This is a genomic window from Streptomyces sp. R21 (assembly GCF_041051975.1).
Lineage (GTDB): Bacteria > Actinomycetota > Actinomycetes > Streptomycetales > Streptomycetaceae > Streptomyces.
This window is the reverse complement of record NZ_CP163435.1, coordinates 3,129,239-3,143,608: the sequence shown is the minus strand read 5'-3', so window position 1 is coordinate 3,143,608 and position 14,370 is coordinate 3,129,239. Positions and strand designations below refer to the sequence as shown.

Annotated in this window: 9 protein-coding genes and 1 pseudogene; 6 read left to right on the top strand and 4 right to left on the bottom strand. The window is 71.9% G+C overall.

Translation table 11 applies throughout. The annotated features are described in order from the left end of the window. Positions 1–10: 10 nt before the first annotated feature. Entirely contained in the window at positions 11–244 is a 234-nt protein-coding gene (locus AB5J56_RS13955; RefSeq protein ID WP_081219627.1) for an Lrp/AsnC ligand binding domain-containing protein, read from the bottom strand. A gap of 206 nt (positions 245–450) precedes the next feature. Between AB5J56_RS13955 and AB5J56_RS13950 the strand changes: the two genes are divergently transcribed. Next, on the top strand, positions 451–1,416 hold the full coding sequence (locus tag AB5J56_RS13950; RefSeq protein WP_369233028.1) for a thiamine-phosphate kinase: 966 nt from the start codon (positions 451–453) through the stop codon (positions 1,414–1,416). After that, entirely contained in the window at positions 1,413–2,234 is an 822-nt protein-coding gene (gene thiD / locus AB5J56_RS13945) for a bifunctional hydroxymethylpyrimidine kinase/phosphomethylpyrimidine kinase (protein WP_369233027.1), read from the top strand. The genes AB5J56_RS13950 and thiD overlap by 4 nt, the downstream gene beginning before the upstream one ends. A gap of 141 nt (positions 2,235–2,375) precedes the next feature. Here thiD and rpmB read toward each other — a convergent pair whose 3' ends face one another. After that, positions 2,376–2,561, bottom strand: a complete 186-nt coding sequence (rpmB, locus tag AB5J56_RS13940) for a 50S ribosomal protein L28 (protein ID WP_004924906.1) — start codon at positions 2,559–2,561, stop codon at positions 2,376–2,378. Positions 2,562–2,819: 258 nt separating this feature from the next. On the opposite strand from rpmB, the gene AB5J56_RS13935 reads away from it, so the two are divergent. Continuing rightward, entirely contained in the window at positions 2,820–4,526 is a 1,707-nt protein-coding gene (locus AB5J56_RS13935) for a DAK2 domain-containing protein (RefSeq protein WP_369233026.1), read from the top strand. Positions 4,527–4,885: 359 nt separating this feature from the next. Here AB5J56_RS13935 and AB5J56_RS13930 read toward each other — a convergent pair whose 3' ends face one another. Together AB5J56_RS13930 and AB5J56_RS13925 are read right to left on the bottom strand one after the other, a co-directional pair. Next, positions 4,886–7,837 carry a tetratricopeptide repeat protein gene (locus AB5J56_RS13930; RefSeq protein ID WP_369233025.1) on the bottom strand — a complete coding sequence of 984 codons (2,952 nt, stop codon included), beginning with the start codon at positions 7,835–7,837 and terminating at the stop codon, positions 4,886–4,888. Beyond that, positions 7,834–9,679 (bottom strand): annotated as a pseudogene (locus tag AB5J56_RS13925) (HSP90 family protein). The gene AB5J56_RS13930 and the pseudogene AB5J56_RS13925 overlap by 4 nt, the downstream one beginning before the upstream one ends. A gap of 209 nt (positions 9,680–9,888) precedes the next feature. On the opposite strand from AB5J56_RS13925, the gene AB5J56_RS13920 reads away from it, so the two are divergent. The 3 genes from AB5J56_RS13920 (at position 9,889) to coaD (ending at position 14,300) form a co-directional block, all read left to right on the top strand. Beyond that, entirely contained in the window at positions 9,889–13,116 is a 3,228-nt protein-coding gene (locus tag AB5J56_RS13920; protein WP_369233024.1) for a helicase-related protein, read from the top strand. A 90-nt stretch (positions 13,117–13,206) separates the two neighbouring features. Continuing rightward, positions 13,207–13,794 (top strand): 16S rRNA (guanine(966)-N(2))-methyltransferase RsmD, encoded by a 588-nt coding sequence (gene rsmD, locus AB5J56_RS13915; RefSeq protein ID WP_369233023.1) that lies wholly within the window; start codon positions 13,207–13,209, stop codon positions 13,792–13,794. Between the two features lie 26 nt (positions 13,795–13,820). Continuing rightward, positions 13,821–14,300, top strand: a complete 480-nt coding sequence (gene coaD, locus AB5J56_RS13910) for a pantetheine-phosphate adenylyltransferase (RefSeq protein ID WP_369242540.1) — start codon at positions 13,821–13,823, stop codon at positions 14,298–14,300. Positions 14,301–14,370 lie beyond the last annotated feature (70 nt).

Genomic DNA, 14,370 nt, shown 5'->3' with positions numbered 1-14,370 from the left:
TAGACGGGGGCTAGAGGTGAACCACCGGGCAGGTCAGGGTGCGGGTGATGCCGTCCACTTGCTGGACCTTGGCGACCACCATGCGGCCGAGTTCATCGACCGTGTCGGCTTGGGCGCGCACGATCACGTCGTACGGTCCGGTCACGTCCTCGGCCTGGATCACCCCCGAGATCTTGCTGATGGTCTCAGCGACGGTCGACGCTTTGCCGACCTCCGTCTGGATCAGGATGTACGCCTGTACCACGGAACCTCCAGGGCGGCCACGAGGATCATGTGGGGAAAAGGAACGCCACGGTATCGCGTCGCTGCTCGCCGCGGGGAGACCCGCGGGGACCGGGACTCGCGCGCCGGGGTGCACGCACTGCACAAGTTGACGGTCAACTCGACCGTACCCAGGACCGGGACGGCTCGCGACCGGGCGCAGACAGGTACAGAAGGGGCAATACGACGATGAAGGGCACCGTTGGCGAGTTGGGGGAGTTCGGGCTCATCCGAGAGCTCACCTCGCGCCTGACCACCACTCCGGCGGTCCGGGTCGGCCCCGGCGACGACGCGGCCGTGGTGGCCGCGCCCGACCGCAGGGTCGTGGCCAGCACCGACATCCTCCTGGAGGGCCGGCACTTCCGCCGCGACTGGTCCACGGCCTACGACGTGGGCCGCAAGGCGGCCGCGCAGAACCTCGCGGACATCGCCGCGATGGGCGCCGTACCGACCGCGCTGCTGCTCGGTCTGGTCGTCCCGGCGGAGCTCCCGGCCACCTGGCCGTCGGAGATGATGGACGGGCTGCGGGACGAATGCCAGGTCGCGGGTGCGGCCGTGGTCGGCGGCGACGTCGTACGCGGCGACACGATCATGATCTCGATCACCGCTCTCGGCGATCTGCGCAACCACGAGCCGGTCACCCGGGGCGGGGCCCAGCCCGGTGACGTGGTGGCCGTGACGGGCTGGCTGGGTTGGTCCGCGGCCGGGTTCGCGGTGCTCTCCCGCGGATTCCGCTCGCCGCGCGCCTTCGTGGAGGCGCACCGGCGTCCCGAGCCGCCGTATCACGCGGGTCCGGCCGCGGCCGGGCTCGGGGCGACGGCGATGTGCGATGTCAGCGACGGGCTCATCGCGGATCTGGGGCATATCGCGGAGGCGAGCAAGGTGCGCATCGACATTCGCTCCGGCGCCATCGATGTTCCCTCGCAGATGAACGACATCGGGCAGGCCGTCGGGGTCGACCCCATTCAGTGGGTGCTCACCGGCGGAGAGGACCACGCGATCGTGGCGACCTTCCCGCCGGACGTGAAACTGCCCGCCCGCTGGAAGGTGATCGGGGAGGTGCTCAACCCCTCCGCGCTGCCCCAGGTGACCGTCGACGGGGCGCCGTGGACCACCAAGGGCGGCTGGGACCACTTCGGGGACATCGAGTCGTGAGCGGCCCCGACGCCGGGGGCGCGCCGCCGAGGGTGCTGACCGTCGCGGGTTCCGACTCGGGCGGAGGCGCGGGCATCCAGGCCGACTTGAAGACGATGCTCGCGCTCGGCGTGCACGGCATGAGCGTCGTCACGGCCGTCACCGCGCAGAACTCCCTCGGCGTACAAGGCGCTTGGGAACTGCCGGTGGAGGCCGTGCGCGCCCAGTACCGCAGCATCGTCGACGACATCGGCGTCCAGGCGGTCAAGACCGGCATGCTCGCCTCGGCCGAACTGGTCGAGGCGGTGGCCGAGTTGCTCGACGGCACGGACGCCCCCGCCGTCGTCGACCCGGTCGGCGTCTCCAAGCACGGGGACTCGCTGCTGGCCGAGTCCGCGCTCGACGCCGTACGCACCAGGCTGCTGCGGGCCGCGACCGTCGCCACACCCAACCTCGACGAGGTCGCCCGGCTCACGGGCGTACGGGTCGAGTCGGAGAACGACATGCGGCGCGCGGCGGACGCCGTGCTCGCGTACGGGCCGCGGTGGGCCCTTGTGAAGGGCGGCCACCTGCCCGGTGGCGCCGACGCCGTGGACTTCCTCACCGACGGCTCCGACGAGCACTGGCTGCGCGCCCCGCGCCACGACAACCGGCACACCCACGGCACGGGCTGCACGCTCGCCTCGGCGATCGCCGCTCAGCTCGCCCAGGGGCGGACCGTGCCGGAGGCCGTCGCGGACGCCAAGGAGTACGTCACCGGGGCGATCGCGGCCGGGTTCGCGCTCGGGGGCGGGATCGGGCCGGTGGATCACGGGTGGAGGTTCAGGGGGAAGTCGTAGACGGGAACGCAGAGGCGAAGCCGTGGTCGGAACGCAGCGGCGAAGTCAGCGGCGAAGTCGTGGAAGGCAACAAAAAACCGGCCCGCCGTGAGGAGGACCGGTTTTTTGAGCGAACCAGCAGTGGCCGCGCGCTACGTTGCGTCAGCGCGAGACCTTGCCGGCCTTGATGCACGAGGTGCAAGCGTTCACGCGCTTCGGCGTCCCGCCCACCACAGTACGTACGCGCTGGATGTTGGGGTTCCAGCGGCGCGGCGTACGGCGGTGAGAGTGCGAGATGTTGTTGCCGAAGCCCGGGCCCTTGCCGCAGACGTCGCAGTTGGCAGCCACGGGTCACTCCAAGACTTCAGATGCTCTTACGGATAATCCCGGCCTGCCGGGATCAAGATCTAGGATCTGAGTGGCGGTGCCAGGAGGGAGGCCCGATCGGATCGGGCAACCGCAGCAGCATACAACGGCTGCGGCGGTAGAACGAAACTACCATGGCTGACCAGGGCCTCGCCCTCGGCCTCCGCGCCCTCCACCGGCCGGGATACCGCTCGGGGTCTACGCTGCGTCCCACGTCCAGCCAGCTCAAGGGAGGCGCAGGTGCCGCAGGTGCCGCAGACGATGGATGCTCTCGCGGTGCGCACCTGGTGCGGCCTCGCGCTGGAGGCGCTGGGGCGGGCGCGCGAGGAGATCGACGCGATCAACGTCTATCCGGTCGCCGACGGGGACACCGGCACCAATCTGTACCTGACCGTGGAATCGGCTGCCGCGGCGGTCGAGGCGGTCTTCTCCGGCCATGACCTCGTGTCCGGAGTCGGAGCCCCCGGAGTGCAGCGGCCCGCGCTCGCCGATGCCGTGCGGGCCATGGCGCACGGGGCGCTCATAGGGGCCCAGGGGAACTCCGGGACGATCCTTGCGCAACTGCTGCGCGGCATGTCCCAGGTGCTCGCCGACGACAGTGAGGCGGCTCACACCGACGGGTGGGGCCTGCGGCTCGCGCTCAGGCGCGCCGCCGACTCCGCACGCCGGGCCGTCGCCCACCCCGTCGAGGGCACCGTCCTCACGGTCGCCTCCGCCGCCGCCGACGCGGCCGAAGGCGCCGAGGGCGACTGCGGCACGGTCGCGCGTGCGGCGTACGAGGGGGCCCGGGCGGCCCTCGCGGCGACCCCGGGGCAGCTGGCCGTCCTGGAGCAGGCCGGGGTGGTCGACGCGGGCGGGCGTGGGCTGGTGGCCGTGCTGGGGGCGCTGGTGGAGACGTTCACGGGGGAGGCGCCGGGGGCGGGTGCGGGGTCGGGTGCTGTGCCCGTTGTGGTGTCGCATGCCGTCGCCGGGGGTGTGCATCCCGACGGGTGTGCGGACGGGCCTCTGTCGCAGGACGGCGGGCCCGCGTTCGAGGTGATCTACCTGCTGGAGGCGGAGGACGCGGCCGTGGCACGGCTGCGCGACCGGCTCGACGGGCTGGGGGACTCCCTCGTCGTCGTCGGCGGGGACGGACTGTGGAACGTCCATGTGCATGTCGACGACGCGGGCGCCGCCGTGGAGGCGGGCGTCGAGGCCGGGCGGCCGCACCGGATCCGGATCACGCACTTCGGGCTCGGCGACGTGCACACCGCGGGCGCCGGCGGACGGCCGCCCCGGGAACGGGCTCAGCGGGCCGTCGTGGCCGTCGTGCCGGGGGAGGGGCTGGCCGGGCTGTACGCGGAGGCGGGCGCGACGACCGTGCTCGCGCGCCCGGGGGAGCCGCCCGCGAGCGGGGAACTCCTTGCCGCCGTCCATCGCGCCCACGCGCGTGAGGTGGTGCTGCTGCCCAACGACGCCGAGCTGCGCCACACCGCCGCCGCGGCCGCCGAGCAGGCGCGCGCCGAGGGAGTTCGGGTCGCCCTGATCCCGACCCGCTCCGCGGTACAGGGCATCGCCGCGCTCGCTGTGCACGAGGCGGAGCGGCGCTTCGACGAGGACGTCGTCGCGATGACCTCGGCGGCGGGCGCCACCCGTTATGCCGAGGTCGCGGTCGCGGAGCGGCAGTCCTGGACCATGGCCGGCATCTGCCAGGCCGGCGACGTCCTCGGCCTCATCGACGGCGACGTCGCCGTGATCGGCTCGGACATCACGGCCACCGCCGAGACCGTCCTCGACCGCATGCTCGCCGCCGGCGGCGAAATGGTCACCCTCGTCCTCGGCGACGAGGCCCCCGACACGATCGCCGACCGCCTGGAGACGAGGGTCCGCGAGTCATACCTGGCGGTGGACACGGTCGTGTACCGGGGCGGGCGGCAGGGGGCGTTGTTGTTGATCGGGGTGGAGTAGGCGTCTCGCTGGCGCGGGCGCCTGTCGCGGGGCGCCTGCCGCCGGTGGGTGGGTCGGGGCCGTGCCGGTACGTCTTGCCCGTCGCCGCGTGGGCGTACTGCCCGGGGTTGATACACGGCGGGACTTGGCGGGCGGTCTGCTACGCGACGGGCAGAGACGTACCGGCACGGCCCCTTGCGTGCGTACGCGACTGCGGGTGGTGCCTCGCTTGCTGCGGGCACGCGTGCGGGCTGGGGCGGCACGGGTGGGCGCAGGCGGCGCCTCGTCAGCGCCGAGTTGCGTGACCCACCCCTGCCCAGCACCCACGCCGGGTAACCGAACAACCAAGGGGCACCAGGGGATTGCCCACCCACCCCGGTTCACCCCTGCGCGGACATCAGCTCCAGCATCCGTTCCGCCTCAGCGCACCGCGCCCCCGCGGTCTCCCCGCTCACTGCCCCGTATGCGGAAAGCACCGCACGCGCGCGTGCGGCCGCCTCGGCGGGCCGGTGGAGGTCGGCCTCCAGCCAGCCCGCGGCGAGTTCGGCGTCGGTGCGGGCGTCGAGGGAGTCGTCGCCGAGGGAGGTGAACACGGAGACCGCGCGCGTGATGTGGGCGAGGGCCTCCTCGAAGAGGGGGTGGGCGATGGCGGGTTCGGCGTCGCCGGGGACGGAGCGAACCAGCAGGTCGCCGAACTGGCGGTGGGTGTGCCCGAGTTCGGCGACGAGGCCGTCGCGGGCCGCCTCGTCCTCGGGGGTCCCCGAGGCGTCGCCGGACAGAGGCCGAAGCGCCGCTTCGCATACGCGGACCGCCTCCGCCATCAGCCCCCGCGCCCCGTCGAGCCCCGCGTCCGTGCCCAGGGCGCCCCAGGCCCGGGCGCGCAGCGCGTGGATCAGACCGTGCACGTTGCCGAGCGCCCGCCAGAGATCCCCGGCCCGGGTGTACGCCCGGTCCGCCTCGTCGAGCAGCCCGGTGCGAGCCAGCGCTTCCCCGGCGAGATGCGCGAGCACGGCGTGATCGTCCTGCTCCGGCCAGTGCCGGGCGATGTCCGCGGCCCGCAGCCAGTGCTCCGCGGCCTCCCGGTGCTCACCGAGCTCGGCGAGACAGTCCCCGAGCCACCGCCGGGTCTGCACGATCGCGCCGTCGCCGTGCATCTCGGAGGTCAGGTCCGACAGCGCCGATTCCAGTACCTCCGCGGCCTCGGCCCAGCGCCCCTGCCGGAGCAGGAATCCGCCGAGCAGATGCCGGGCCCAGGCGCCGAGCGTCGGCCCCTCGCCCGCCTCATCGGCCCAGTGCGCCGCTTCCAAGGCGTGTTCCGCGGCCGGCCCGAACCGCTCGGTGGCGCCCAGGACTTCGGCGAGCTGGAGATGGAGCTGCGCCTGCCCGGTCGCCTCCAGGTACGGCCCGCCGTGCTCCAGCGCGGCGCGCGCCGCCCGCTCCGCCTCGGCCGCGTCGCCGAGGTGCCCGGCGATACCGGCGAGCCGGGACTCGTACTCGACCGCGAACCACGGCAGCCCGGCCGCCACGAACTCGTCCGCGGCCCGCGCGAACAGCCCGGCGGCGACCTCGGCGTCCCCGGCGTGCGCCGCGAGTTCCCCGAGCATCGCCCGCGCCTCCGCCGCCCGTGAGGCCGCCTGCGCGTCCGCGACGTGCGGCTCGGCGAAGGCGAGCAGCTCCCGCGCGGCCCCCTCGGCGGCGGCCACGGCCGCGCCGCCGGGCGCCGCCTCCGTCTCGTGCACCCGGTGCATCAGGATCCGGGCCCGTCCCACGAGCACGCTCGCCGTCTGCCGTACGCCGGTGCGGTCCTCGGCGAAGAGGGCGCGCACATCGTCGTAGAGGGCGGAGACGGCCGTCAGCGCCTTCCGGGTGCCGCCGCCGGACAGGGCGCGTACGTAGGCGGCACGCGCGCGTGCCGCGAGGGCCTCGCCCGGGTCGCCCGCCTCCTCGTAGAGCACAGCCGCCCGCTCGAAGAGCCCGATGCCCTCGGGGCCGCGGCCCATCGCCGTGTGGTCGGCGATCTCCGCACGGTCGCGCGTGCTCAGCTCGTGGTCCTCGGCGGCCCGGGAGACCGCCTCCCAGGCCTCGACGGCGTCCGGGTGACGGGAGTCCGCGAGACGCCGGGCCTCGGCGAGCAGGACGGACAGGTCCGGTGCGGCGGCCGGTTCCGTGACGGCGCCCGACGGGGGCGCGGGCGCCGGCGTGGACAGGTGTGTGGCGCGCGGGGAGCGCACGCCCAGCGGCAGCCGGTCCACCAGCGGGCGCTGATCCATGCGCGCGCGGGCGCGCTCACTGACGTACGACGTGCCGTTGCGTGCGTCGAAGCGCGTGGCCAGGGCGAGTGCCTCCACGCGCGCGTGGGCGGCGAGTTCGGCGGCGGTCCAGGCGCGGCCGGCCGGCCCGGGGACCGGTCGGCCGCCGAGTCCCCGTTCGGTGAGACGGTCCATGAGGAGGGCCGTCACGGCCATGAAGTCCAGCTTGCTGCGCGGGTGCCCGGAGTCCGTGAAGTACGCGGGGCGCTCCGCGAGCAGCTCCAGGGCGCGCGCCTCGTTGCCGGAGAGCGCGCAGAACTCCACGTGGTCGGCGTACGCGCTGCGCATGCTCTCCATGGGACGCACCAGCCGCAGGCCCCGCAGATGGTGGGCGCGCGCCTCGTCCGGGCGGCCCAGGCGCAGCAGCGGGAGCAGCGAGGAGGCCAGCACGGTGTGCGGCTCGTGGGCGCATGTGTACTCGCCCTCGAGGACCGGGCGCCACAGCTCCAGCGCCTCCGTGTCCGCGTCGCGCTCCGCCCGCCACCAGCCCTGGCCGTGCAGCTCGCAGGCGTGACAGTCGGCCATGGCGTCCCGGTCGGCGGCCAGCCAGGCGGCGAACGCCCGCTCGGCACGCGCCACGTCCCCCATGTGCGCGGCCACGCCGAACTCGGCGCTGCGCACGGCCCGTTCGGAGTGCCCGGCGAGCCGGTAGCGGCGTTCCATCTCGCCGAGCCACTTCTCTATGGAGGCGAGCGGAATGTGCGGCTGGTCCAGCATTCCGGTCGTCATCCACTTGAAGACCCAGTGCAGCGAGTGGATCTCGTACGCGTCGAAGTCCTCCGGGCGCTCGTCCCACATGCGCAGCAGGCGCGCGAAGGGGACGAACATCCTGTCCTTCTCGGAGCTGTAGTTGTAGACCTTCAGCTGGTGTCCGAGCGCCTCGATCACGGCGAGCGGGATGTCCAGCTTCTCGGCCTCGGCGAGCAGCTGCTCCGCGCGCGCGTTGCGGGCGGGTCCCTCCGGCTCCTCGGAGTTCTCCGCCATCGCCTCCCGCAGGCCCTCGAAGTCCATGGCCCGGCTCATCGGTGGCCGTCCTCCCCGGAGTCGGTGTGGGTGGCCCATTCGAGGAGGCCGATGAACGAGCGGTTCAGGAGCGCGGAGTCCGCGGGCCGCAGCGGGCGCTGCGCCATCAGCAGGGCCTGTCCGTAGAGGGACTCCGTGGCGGTGCCGATCAGCTCCGGGTCGCGCAGTGAACTGATCCTTCGGATCAGCGGGTTGAGGTGGTTGAGCACCAGACGCGCGCGTGGAGCGCTGCCGCGCAGCGAGCCGAGGATGCCCGCCCACAGGTCGTCGGCCTGCTCCTCGGCGTCCGCGCGGGCCTGCTCGTGCCGGGCCGCCCGGTCGTCCAGATGCAGGGCGGGGACCGACAGAGGGTGGAAGGCACGCAGTACGACGTCGCAGCCGAGCGGGTCGAGCTTCGCGCGCGCGGCGGACAGGAAGCCCGCCAGCGCCAGTTCCTCGGCCGGGTCCACGGCGTCCAGGTGCGCGGTCACCGTGTCGGCGTCCAGCTCCGCGACGACCGTCCCGGGGCGCACCGAAGGCAGCGCCTCCACCAGCTCGCTGTCGTAGGTGTAGCCGCCGTTGATCACCCCGACGCCCTGTGCGGAGGCGATCGGTGCGACCTGTCGGTACTCCTCCACGGTCCGCGTGAAGTGCACCACCGGGTGCCGCTGCGCGAACTCCTCCAGGGACAGCCGCCCGTCGGTCGTCTCGAAGGGCAGCCACGGCAGCATCGTGCGCAGCATCTCCCTGTCGTGCCGCGCCAGGGACTTCACCCCCAGGTGGTGCACGGCCAGGAAGGCCGAGAGCCGCTCGGGGTCGCCCGTCGCGAGCCCGGTCAGCCAGGCGCGGATCTTCTCGCCGAGCGCCTCGCGTACGCCCGCCAGGGTCTCGTCCTCGTACAGCGACTCGCGCGACGCCGTGGGCCGCAGGCTGTCCGTGTCCAGGACGCAGCGCACGAAGAACGCCCAGTCGGGCAGCAGCTGTTCGGCCCGGTCGGTCAGCAGCATGCCCTTCAGGTGCACCCGGTGTCCGGCGCGCTGTGCGGGGCTGACCGCGGACGGCAGGACGTGGGCCACGCCGCGGATCCCGGCGAGCGGCACGTCCAGGTCGATCGAGTCCAGCGGCGTGAAGCCGAACAGGTCGTGGCAGTGCCGTGCCAGGGCCACCCTTCGGGTGGCGGGACTCGGGTACGCGCGGTCCCAGGGCGCGGGCAGGTCCGTGACCGCCTCGCCGCCGACGCGTACGTCGTACGGCAGCAGCGAACCGAAGTCCCGGGCCAGCGACCGAACCCGCTCCTCGCCCAGCCACTCGCCGGCCCCGGCCCGCGCCACCAGGTGCACGGTGGTGCCCGGTGCGGTGCGGGCCTCGTCGGGCAGCGTCCGCACGGTGTACGAGCCGTCGTCGGCCGCCGTCCACTCCACGGGCGGGGCCTCGGGTGTCCGCGCGCTGCGGCTGACGACCCGGATGCGCTCGGCGACGACGAAACAGGCGAGCAGACCGATGCCGAACTGGCCCAGGAAGTCGGAGCGCCGACTCCAGGCCCTCGCCCCGCTTGGAGCTGCGGCCGATCGTCGCGAGGAGGCTGTGCACGTCGGACTCGGTGAGTCCCACGCCGGTGTCCTCGACGCGCAGGGCGCCACCCTCGGCGTACAGCCGCACCTCGGCGGGTGCGTCCGGCTGCTCGGCGCGCCGTGCGGTGATCGCGTCCACGGCGTTCTGCAGCAGCTCCCGCAGATAGACCTTGGGGCTGGAGTACAGGTGATGGGAGAGCAGGTCCACCAGACCGCGCAGGTCGACCTGGAAGGTATGAGGCGGATGAGGGGACTGAGGTGCCTGGGATGACTGGGAAGTCTCAGAGTCCATCGTCGCAGCGCCGGTGGGAGGAACGGGCGACGGCGCGGGGTCGGGCGGTCCCGGCAGGAGGTGACCGCGAAGAAGTCCGGAGCGCGTCATCCTAGGCCCGGATCGACCTGCCTGACCAGGGGAGAACCCTCCGCCCGGCCGACGAGAACGAGCCGTTTGACCAGCGGATTCCGGGGACGTATGCCGCATTGTCAGTGCGGTGGTGTGCAATGGATCTCGTGCCCGTGCTCGATGAACCACTGAAGAAAACGCTCGGACCCGCCACCGCGAAGGTGATGGCCGAGCACCTCGGCCTGCACACCGTGGGGGACCTGCTCCACCACTACCCGCGCAGATACGAGGAGCGCGGGCAGCTCACGCACCTCGCCGACCTGCCGATGGACGAGCACGTGACGGTGGTCGCCCAGGTCGCCGACGCCCGGCTGCTCACCTTCGCCTCCTCCAAGGCCCCCCGGGGCAAGGGCCAGCGTCTGGAAGTGACCATCACGGACGGCAGCGGCCACCTCCAGCTGGTCTTCTTCGGCAACGGTGTGCACAAGCCCCACAAGGACCTCCTGCCCGGCACGCGCGCGATGTTCTCGGGCAAGGTCTCCGTCTTCAACCGCCGCCTCCAGCTGGCCCATCCGGCGTACGAGCCGCTGCGCGGCGACGGCGACGAAGCCGTCGAGAGCGTCGACAGCTGGGCGGGCGCCCTCATCCCGATCTACCCGGCGACCGCCAAGCTGGAGTCCTGGAAGATCGCCAAGTGCCTCCAGATGGTGCTGCCGAGCGCCCAGGAGGCCGTGGACCCGCTGCCGGACTCGCTCCGGGACGGCCGGGGCCTGGTCTCCCTCCCCGAGGCCCTCCTGAAGATCCACCGCCCGCACACCAGGGCGGACATCGAGGACGCCCGCTCCCGCCTCAAGTGGGACGAGGCCTTCGTCCTCCAGGTGGCGCTGGCCCGCCGCCGCCACGCGGACGCCCAACTCCCGGCCGTGGCAAGGAAACCCCGGCCCGACGGCCTCCTCACCGCCTTCGACGCCAAGCTCCCCTTCACCCTCACCGAAGGCCAGCAGAAGGTCTCCAGAGAGATCTTCGACGACCTCGCGACCGAGCACCCGATGCACCGGCTGCTCCAGGGAGAGGTCGGCTCCGGCAAAGCTCAGCCCCTTGACTCGACGGTGCTGACACCCACGGGTTTCCGACAAATGGGAGATTTGCGGGAGGGCGACGAAGTTGTCGTGCCCAATGGCGAGATCGCTCTGATCGACGGGGTCTTCCCGCAGGGAGAGCGTGATGTCTGGCGCATGGTTCTCTCCGACGGAAGTTCCGTGGAGTGCGACGACGAGCACCTCTGGATCGTCGGTACGAGTTGCGGGTGGCATCGCGGCCAGGCACCCAAGACGATGACCACCAGGGAGATCCGTCTCGACACGTTCAAGGCGAACGGATCGTCGAAGTGGTACATCCCTGCCGCAACTCCGGTCGACCTCGGACAGGATGCCGAGTTGCCACTCGATCCCTATCTTTTCGGGCTGCTGTTGGGCGACGGTTCGTTCCGGCACAATCTGCGTCTTTCCACGATCGATGACGAGATCCGCGACGCTGCGGCGAGCGCTGTTGCGCCGGACTGTCGGCTGGTTCCGGTGACTGGATCCCGCTGTGACTACACGATCCAGTTGAAGCAGCGCTCCGCAGGTGCGCGGAATCCTGTCATTCAGGCTCTGCGCAGCATGGATCTGTGGGGAGTGACATCTCATAGCAAGTTCATCCCCGAGGAATTCAAGAACACGTCGATCAAGAACCGTCTCGCTCTCCTTCAGGGGCTTCTGGACACGGATGGCACGGTGAAGGCGGACGGGCTGAGTGTCTCCCTCTGCTCTGCCTCGCTCACGCTCGCAGAGGATGTCGCGTGGCTCGTGCGCTCGCTGGGCGGCCGGGCGCGGGTGCTGCCCAAGAAGGCCGCGTTCAACGTGTCGGTGGCACTCCCTGACGAGTACGCGCCTTTCAGGCTGTCCCGTAAGGCTGATCGCGTCTGCCCGCGCCCGAAATGCAACACGTTCCGACGAGGCATTCGGGCTGTGAAGTACGTGGGCCGCAAACCGGTGCAGTGCATCAGCGTTGCCCACCCGAGCCACGCTTATGTCACAGACAACTTCACAGTGACCCACAACACCATGGTGGCCCTGCGCGCCATGCTCGCCGTCGTCGACGCCGGCGGGCAGGCCGCCATGCTCGCGCCCACCGAGGTGCTCGCCCAGCAGCACCACCGGTCGATCACCGAGATGATGGGGGAGCTGGCCGAGGGCGGCATGCTCGGCGGGGCCGAGCACTCCACCAAGATCGTGCTGCTCACCGGGTCGATGGGGGCCGCCGGGCGGCGCCAGGCGCTGCTCGACCTGGTCACCGGCGAGGCCGGGATCGTCATCGGCACGCACGCGCTGATCGAGGACAAGGTGCAGTTCCACGACCTCGGCCTGGTCGTGGTGGACGAGCAGCACCGCTTCGGCGTCGAGCAGCGCGACGCCCTGCGCAGCAAGGGCAAGCAGCCCCCGCACCTGCTCGTCATGACCGCCACGCCCATCCCGCGCACCGTCGCGATGACCGTCTTCGGTGACCTGGAGACCTCCGTCCTCGACCAACTGCCCGCCGGGCGCTCGCCGATCGCCAGCCACGTCGTCCCCGCCGCCGACAAACCGCACTTCCTGGCCAGGGCCTGGGAGCGGGTGCGCGAGGAGGTGGGCAACGGGCATCAGGCGTACGTCGTGTGCCCGCGCATCGGCGACGAGGAGGACGATCCGAAGAAAGGCAAGAAGAAGTCCCCCGAGGACGAGGCCGAGAAGCGGCCCCCGCTCGCCGTCCTGGACATCGCCGACCAGCTCGCCAAGGGCCCCCTCCAGGGGCTCAGGGTCGAGGTGCTGCACGGGCGCATGCCTCCCGACGACAAGGACGCTGTGATGCGCCGCTTCGCCGCCGGTGACACGGACGTCCTGGTCGCCACCACCGTCATCGAGGTCGGCGTGAACGTGCCCAACGCCACCGGAATGGTGATCATGGACGCCGACCGGTTCGGCGTATCGCAGCTCCACCAGTTGCGCGGTCGCGTCGGCCGCGGCTCCGCCGCCGGACTCTGCCTCCTGGTCACCGAGATGCCCGAGGCGAGCGCGGCCCGACAGCGGCTGAACGCGGTGGCGTCCACCCTCGACGGCTTCGAGCTCTCCCGCATCGACCTCGAACAGCGCCGTGAGGGCGACGTCCTCGGCCAGGCCCAGTCCGGGGCCCGCACCTCCCTGCGGATGCTCACCGTCATCGACGACGAGGAGATCATCGCCGAGGCCCGCGAGGAGGCGGCCGCGGTCGTGGCCGCCGATCCGGAGCTGGAGCACCTGCCCGGTCTGCGCACCGCCCTGGAGGCCCTGCTCGACGAGGAGCGCGAGCAGTACCTCGACAAGGGCTGACAGACTGGAGCCACCACCGGAGCACCCCACCACCAGCCGCCACTGAAACGCCCCACCCGCAGACCCAGCACACCGACAAGGACAGAAGAGATGACCCGCGTGATCGCCGGCCTGGCCGGCGGACGCCGACTGGCCGTCCCGCCGGGAACCGGCACCCGCCCCACCTCCGACCGGGCGCGCGAGGGCCTCTTCTCCACGTGGCAGTCCCTGCTCGGCGCCCCCCTGCGCGGCGAGCGCGTGCTCGATCTCTACGCCGGTTCGGGCGCCGTGGGCCTGGAGGCGCTCAGCCGCGGCGCCGGCCACACCCTCCTCGTGGAGGCCGACGCCCGCGCCGCCCGGGTCATCCGGGAGAACGTGAAGTCACTGGGCCTGCCCGGCGCCGAGGTCAGGTCGGGCAAAGCGGAACAGATCATCCAGGGCGCGGCGCCGACAGCACCGTACGACCTGATTTTCCTCGACCCGCCGTACGCCGTCTCGGACGCCGATCTCCGCGAGATCCTGCTCACACTCCGCACGCAGGGGTGGCTCGCGGCCGAAGCCCTCGTCACCGTGGAGCGCAGCACCAGAGGGGGCGAATTCGGCTGGCCGGACGGCTTCGACGCGATCCGGGCCCGTCGTTACGGCGAGGGAACGTTTTGGTACGGTCGCGCCGCCTCTACGTGCGAAGACGCACGATGACCGGACCGGAGAGCGAGGGATCTCAGTTGCGCCGCGCCGTCTGTCCCGGGTCGTACGACCCTGTGACCAATGGACACCTCGACATCATTGCCCGCGCCTCCAAGCTGTACGACGTGGTGCATGTCGTCGTGATGATCAATCAGGCCAAGAAGGGCCTGTTCACCGTGGAGGAGCGCCTCGAACTGCTCCGCCAGGTCACCGCCGACTACGGCAACGTGGAGGTGGAGTCGTTCCACGGACTCCTCGTCGACTTCTGCAAGGAGCGCGACATCCCGGCCATCGTCAAGGGCCTGCGCGCCGTCAGTGACTTCGACTACGAGCTGCAGATGGCCCAGATGAACAACGGCCTGTCGGGTGTGGAGACCCTCTTCGTCCCCACCAACCCCACCTACAGCTTCCTGTCGTCCTCCCTCGTCAAGGAGGTCGCGACCTGGGGCGGCGACGTGTCCCACCTGGTGCCGCCGCCGGTTCTCGAAGCACTCAAGGGGCGCCTGAAGAAGGACTGAGGCGCCCGCCGGGAGCTGACGGTCCGTCACCAGGTGTCGGCCGGGGCGGGAGTGGTCGTACAGTCGACCC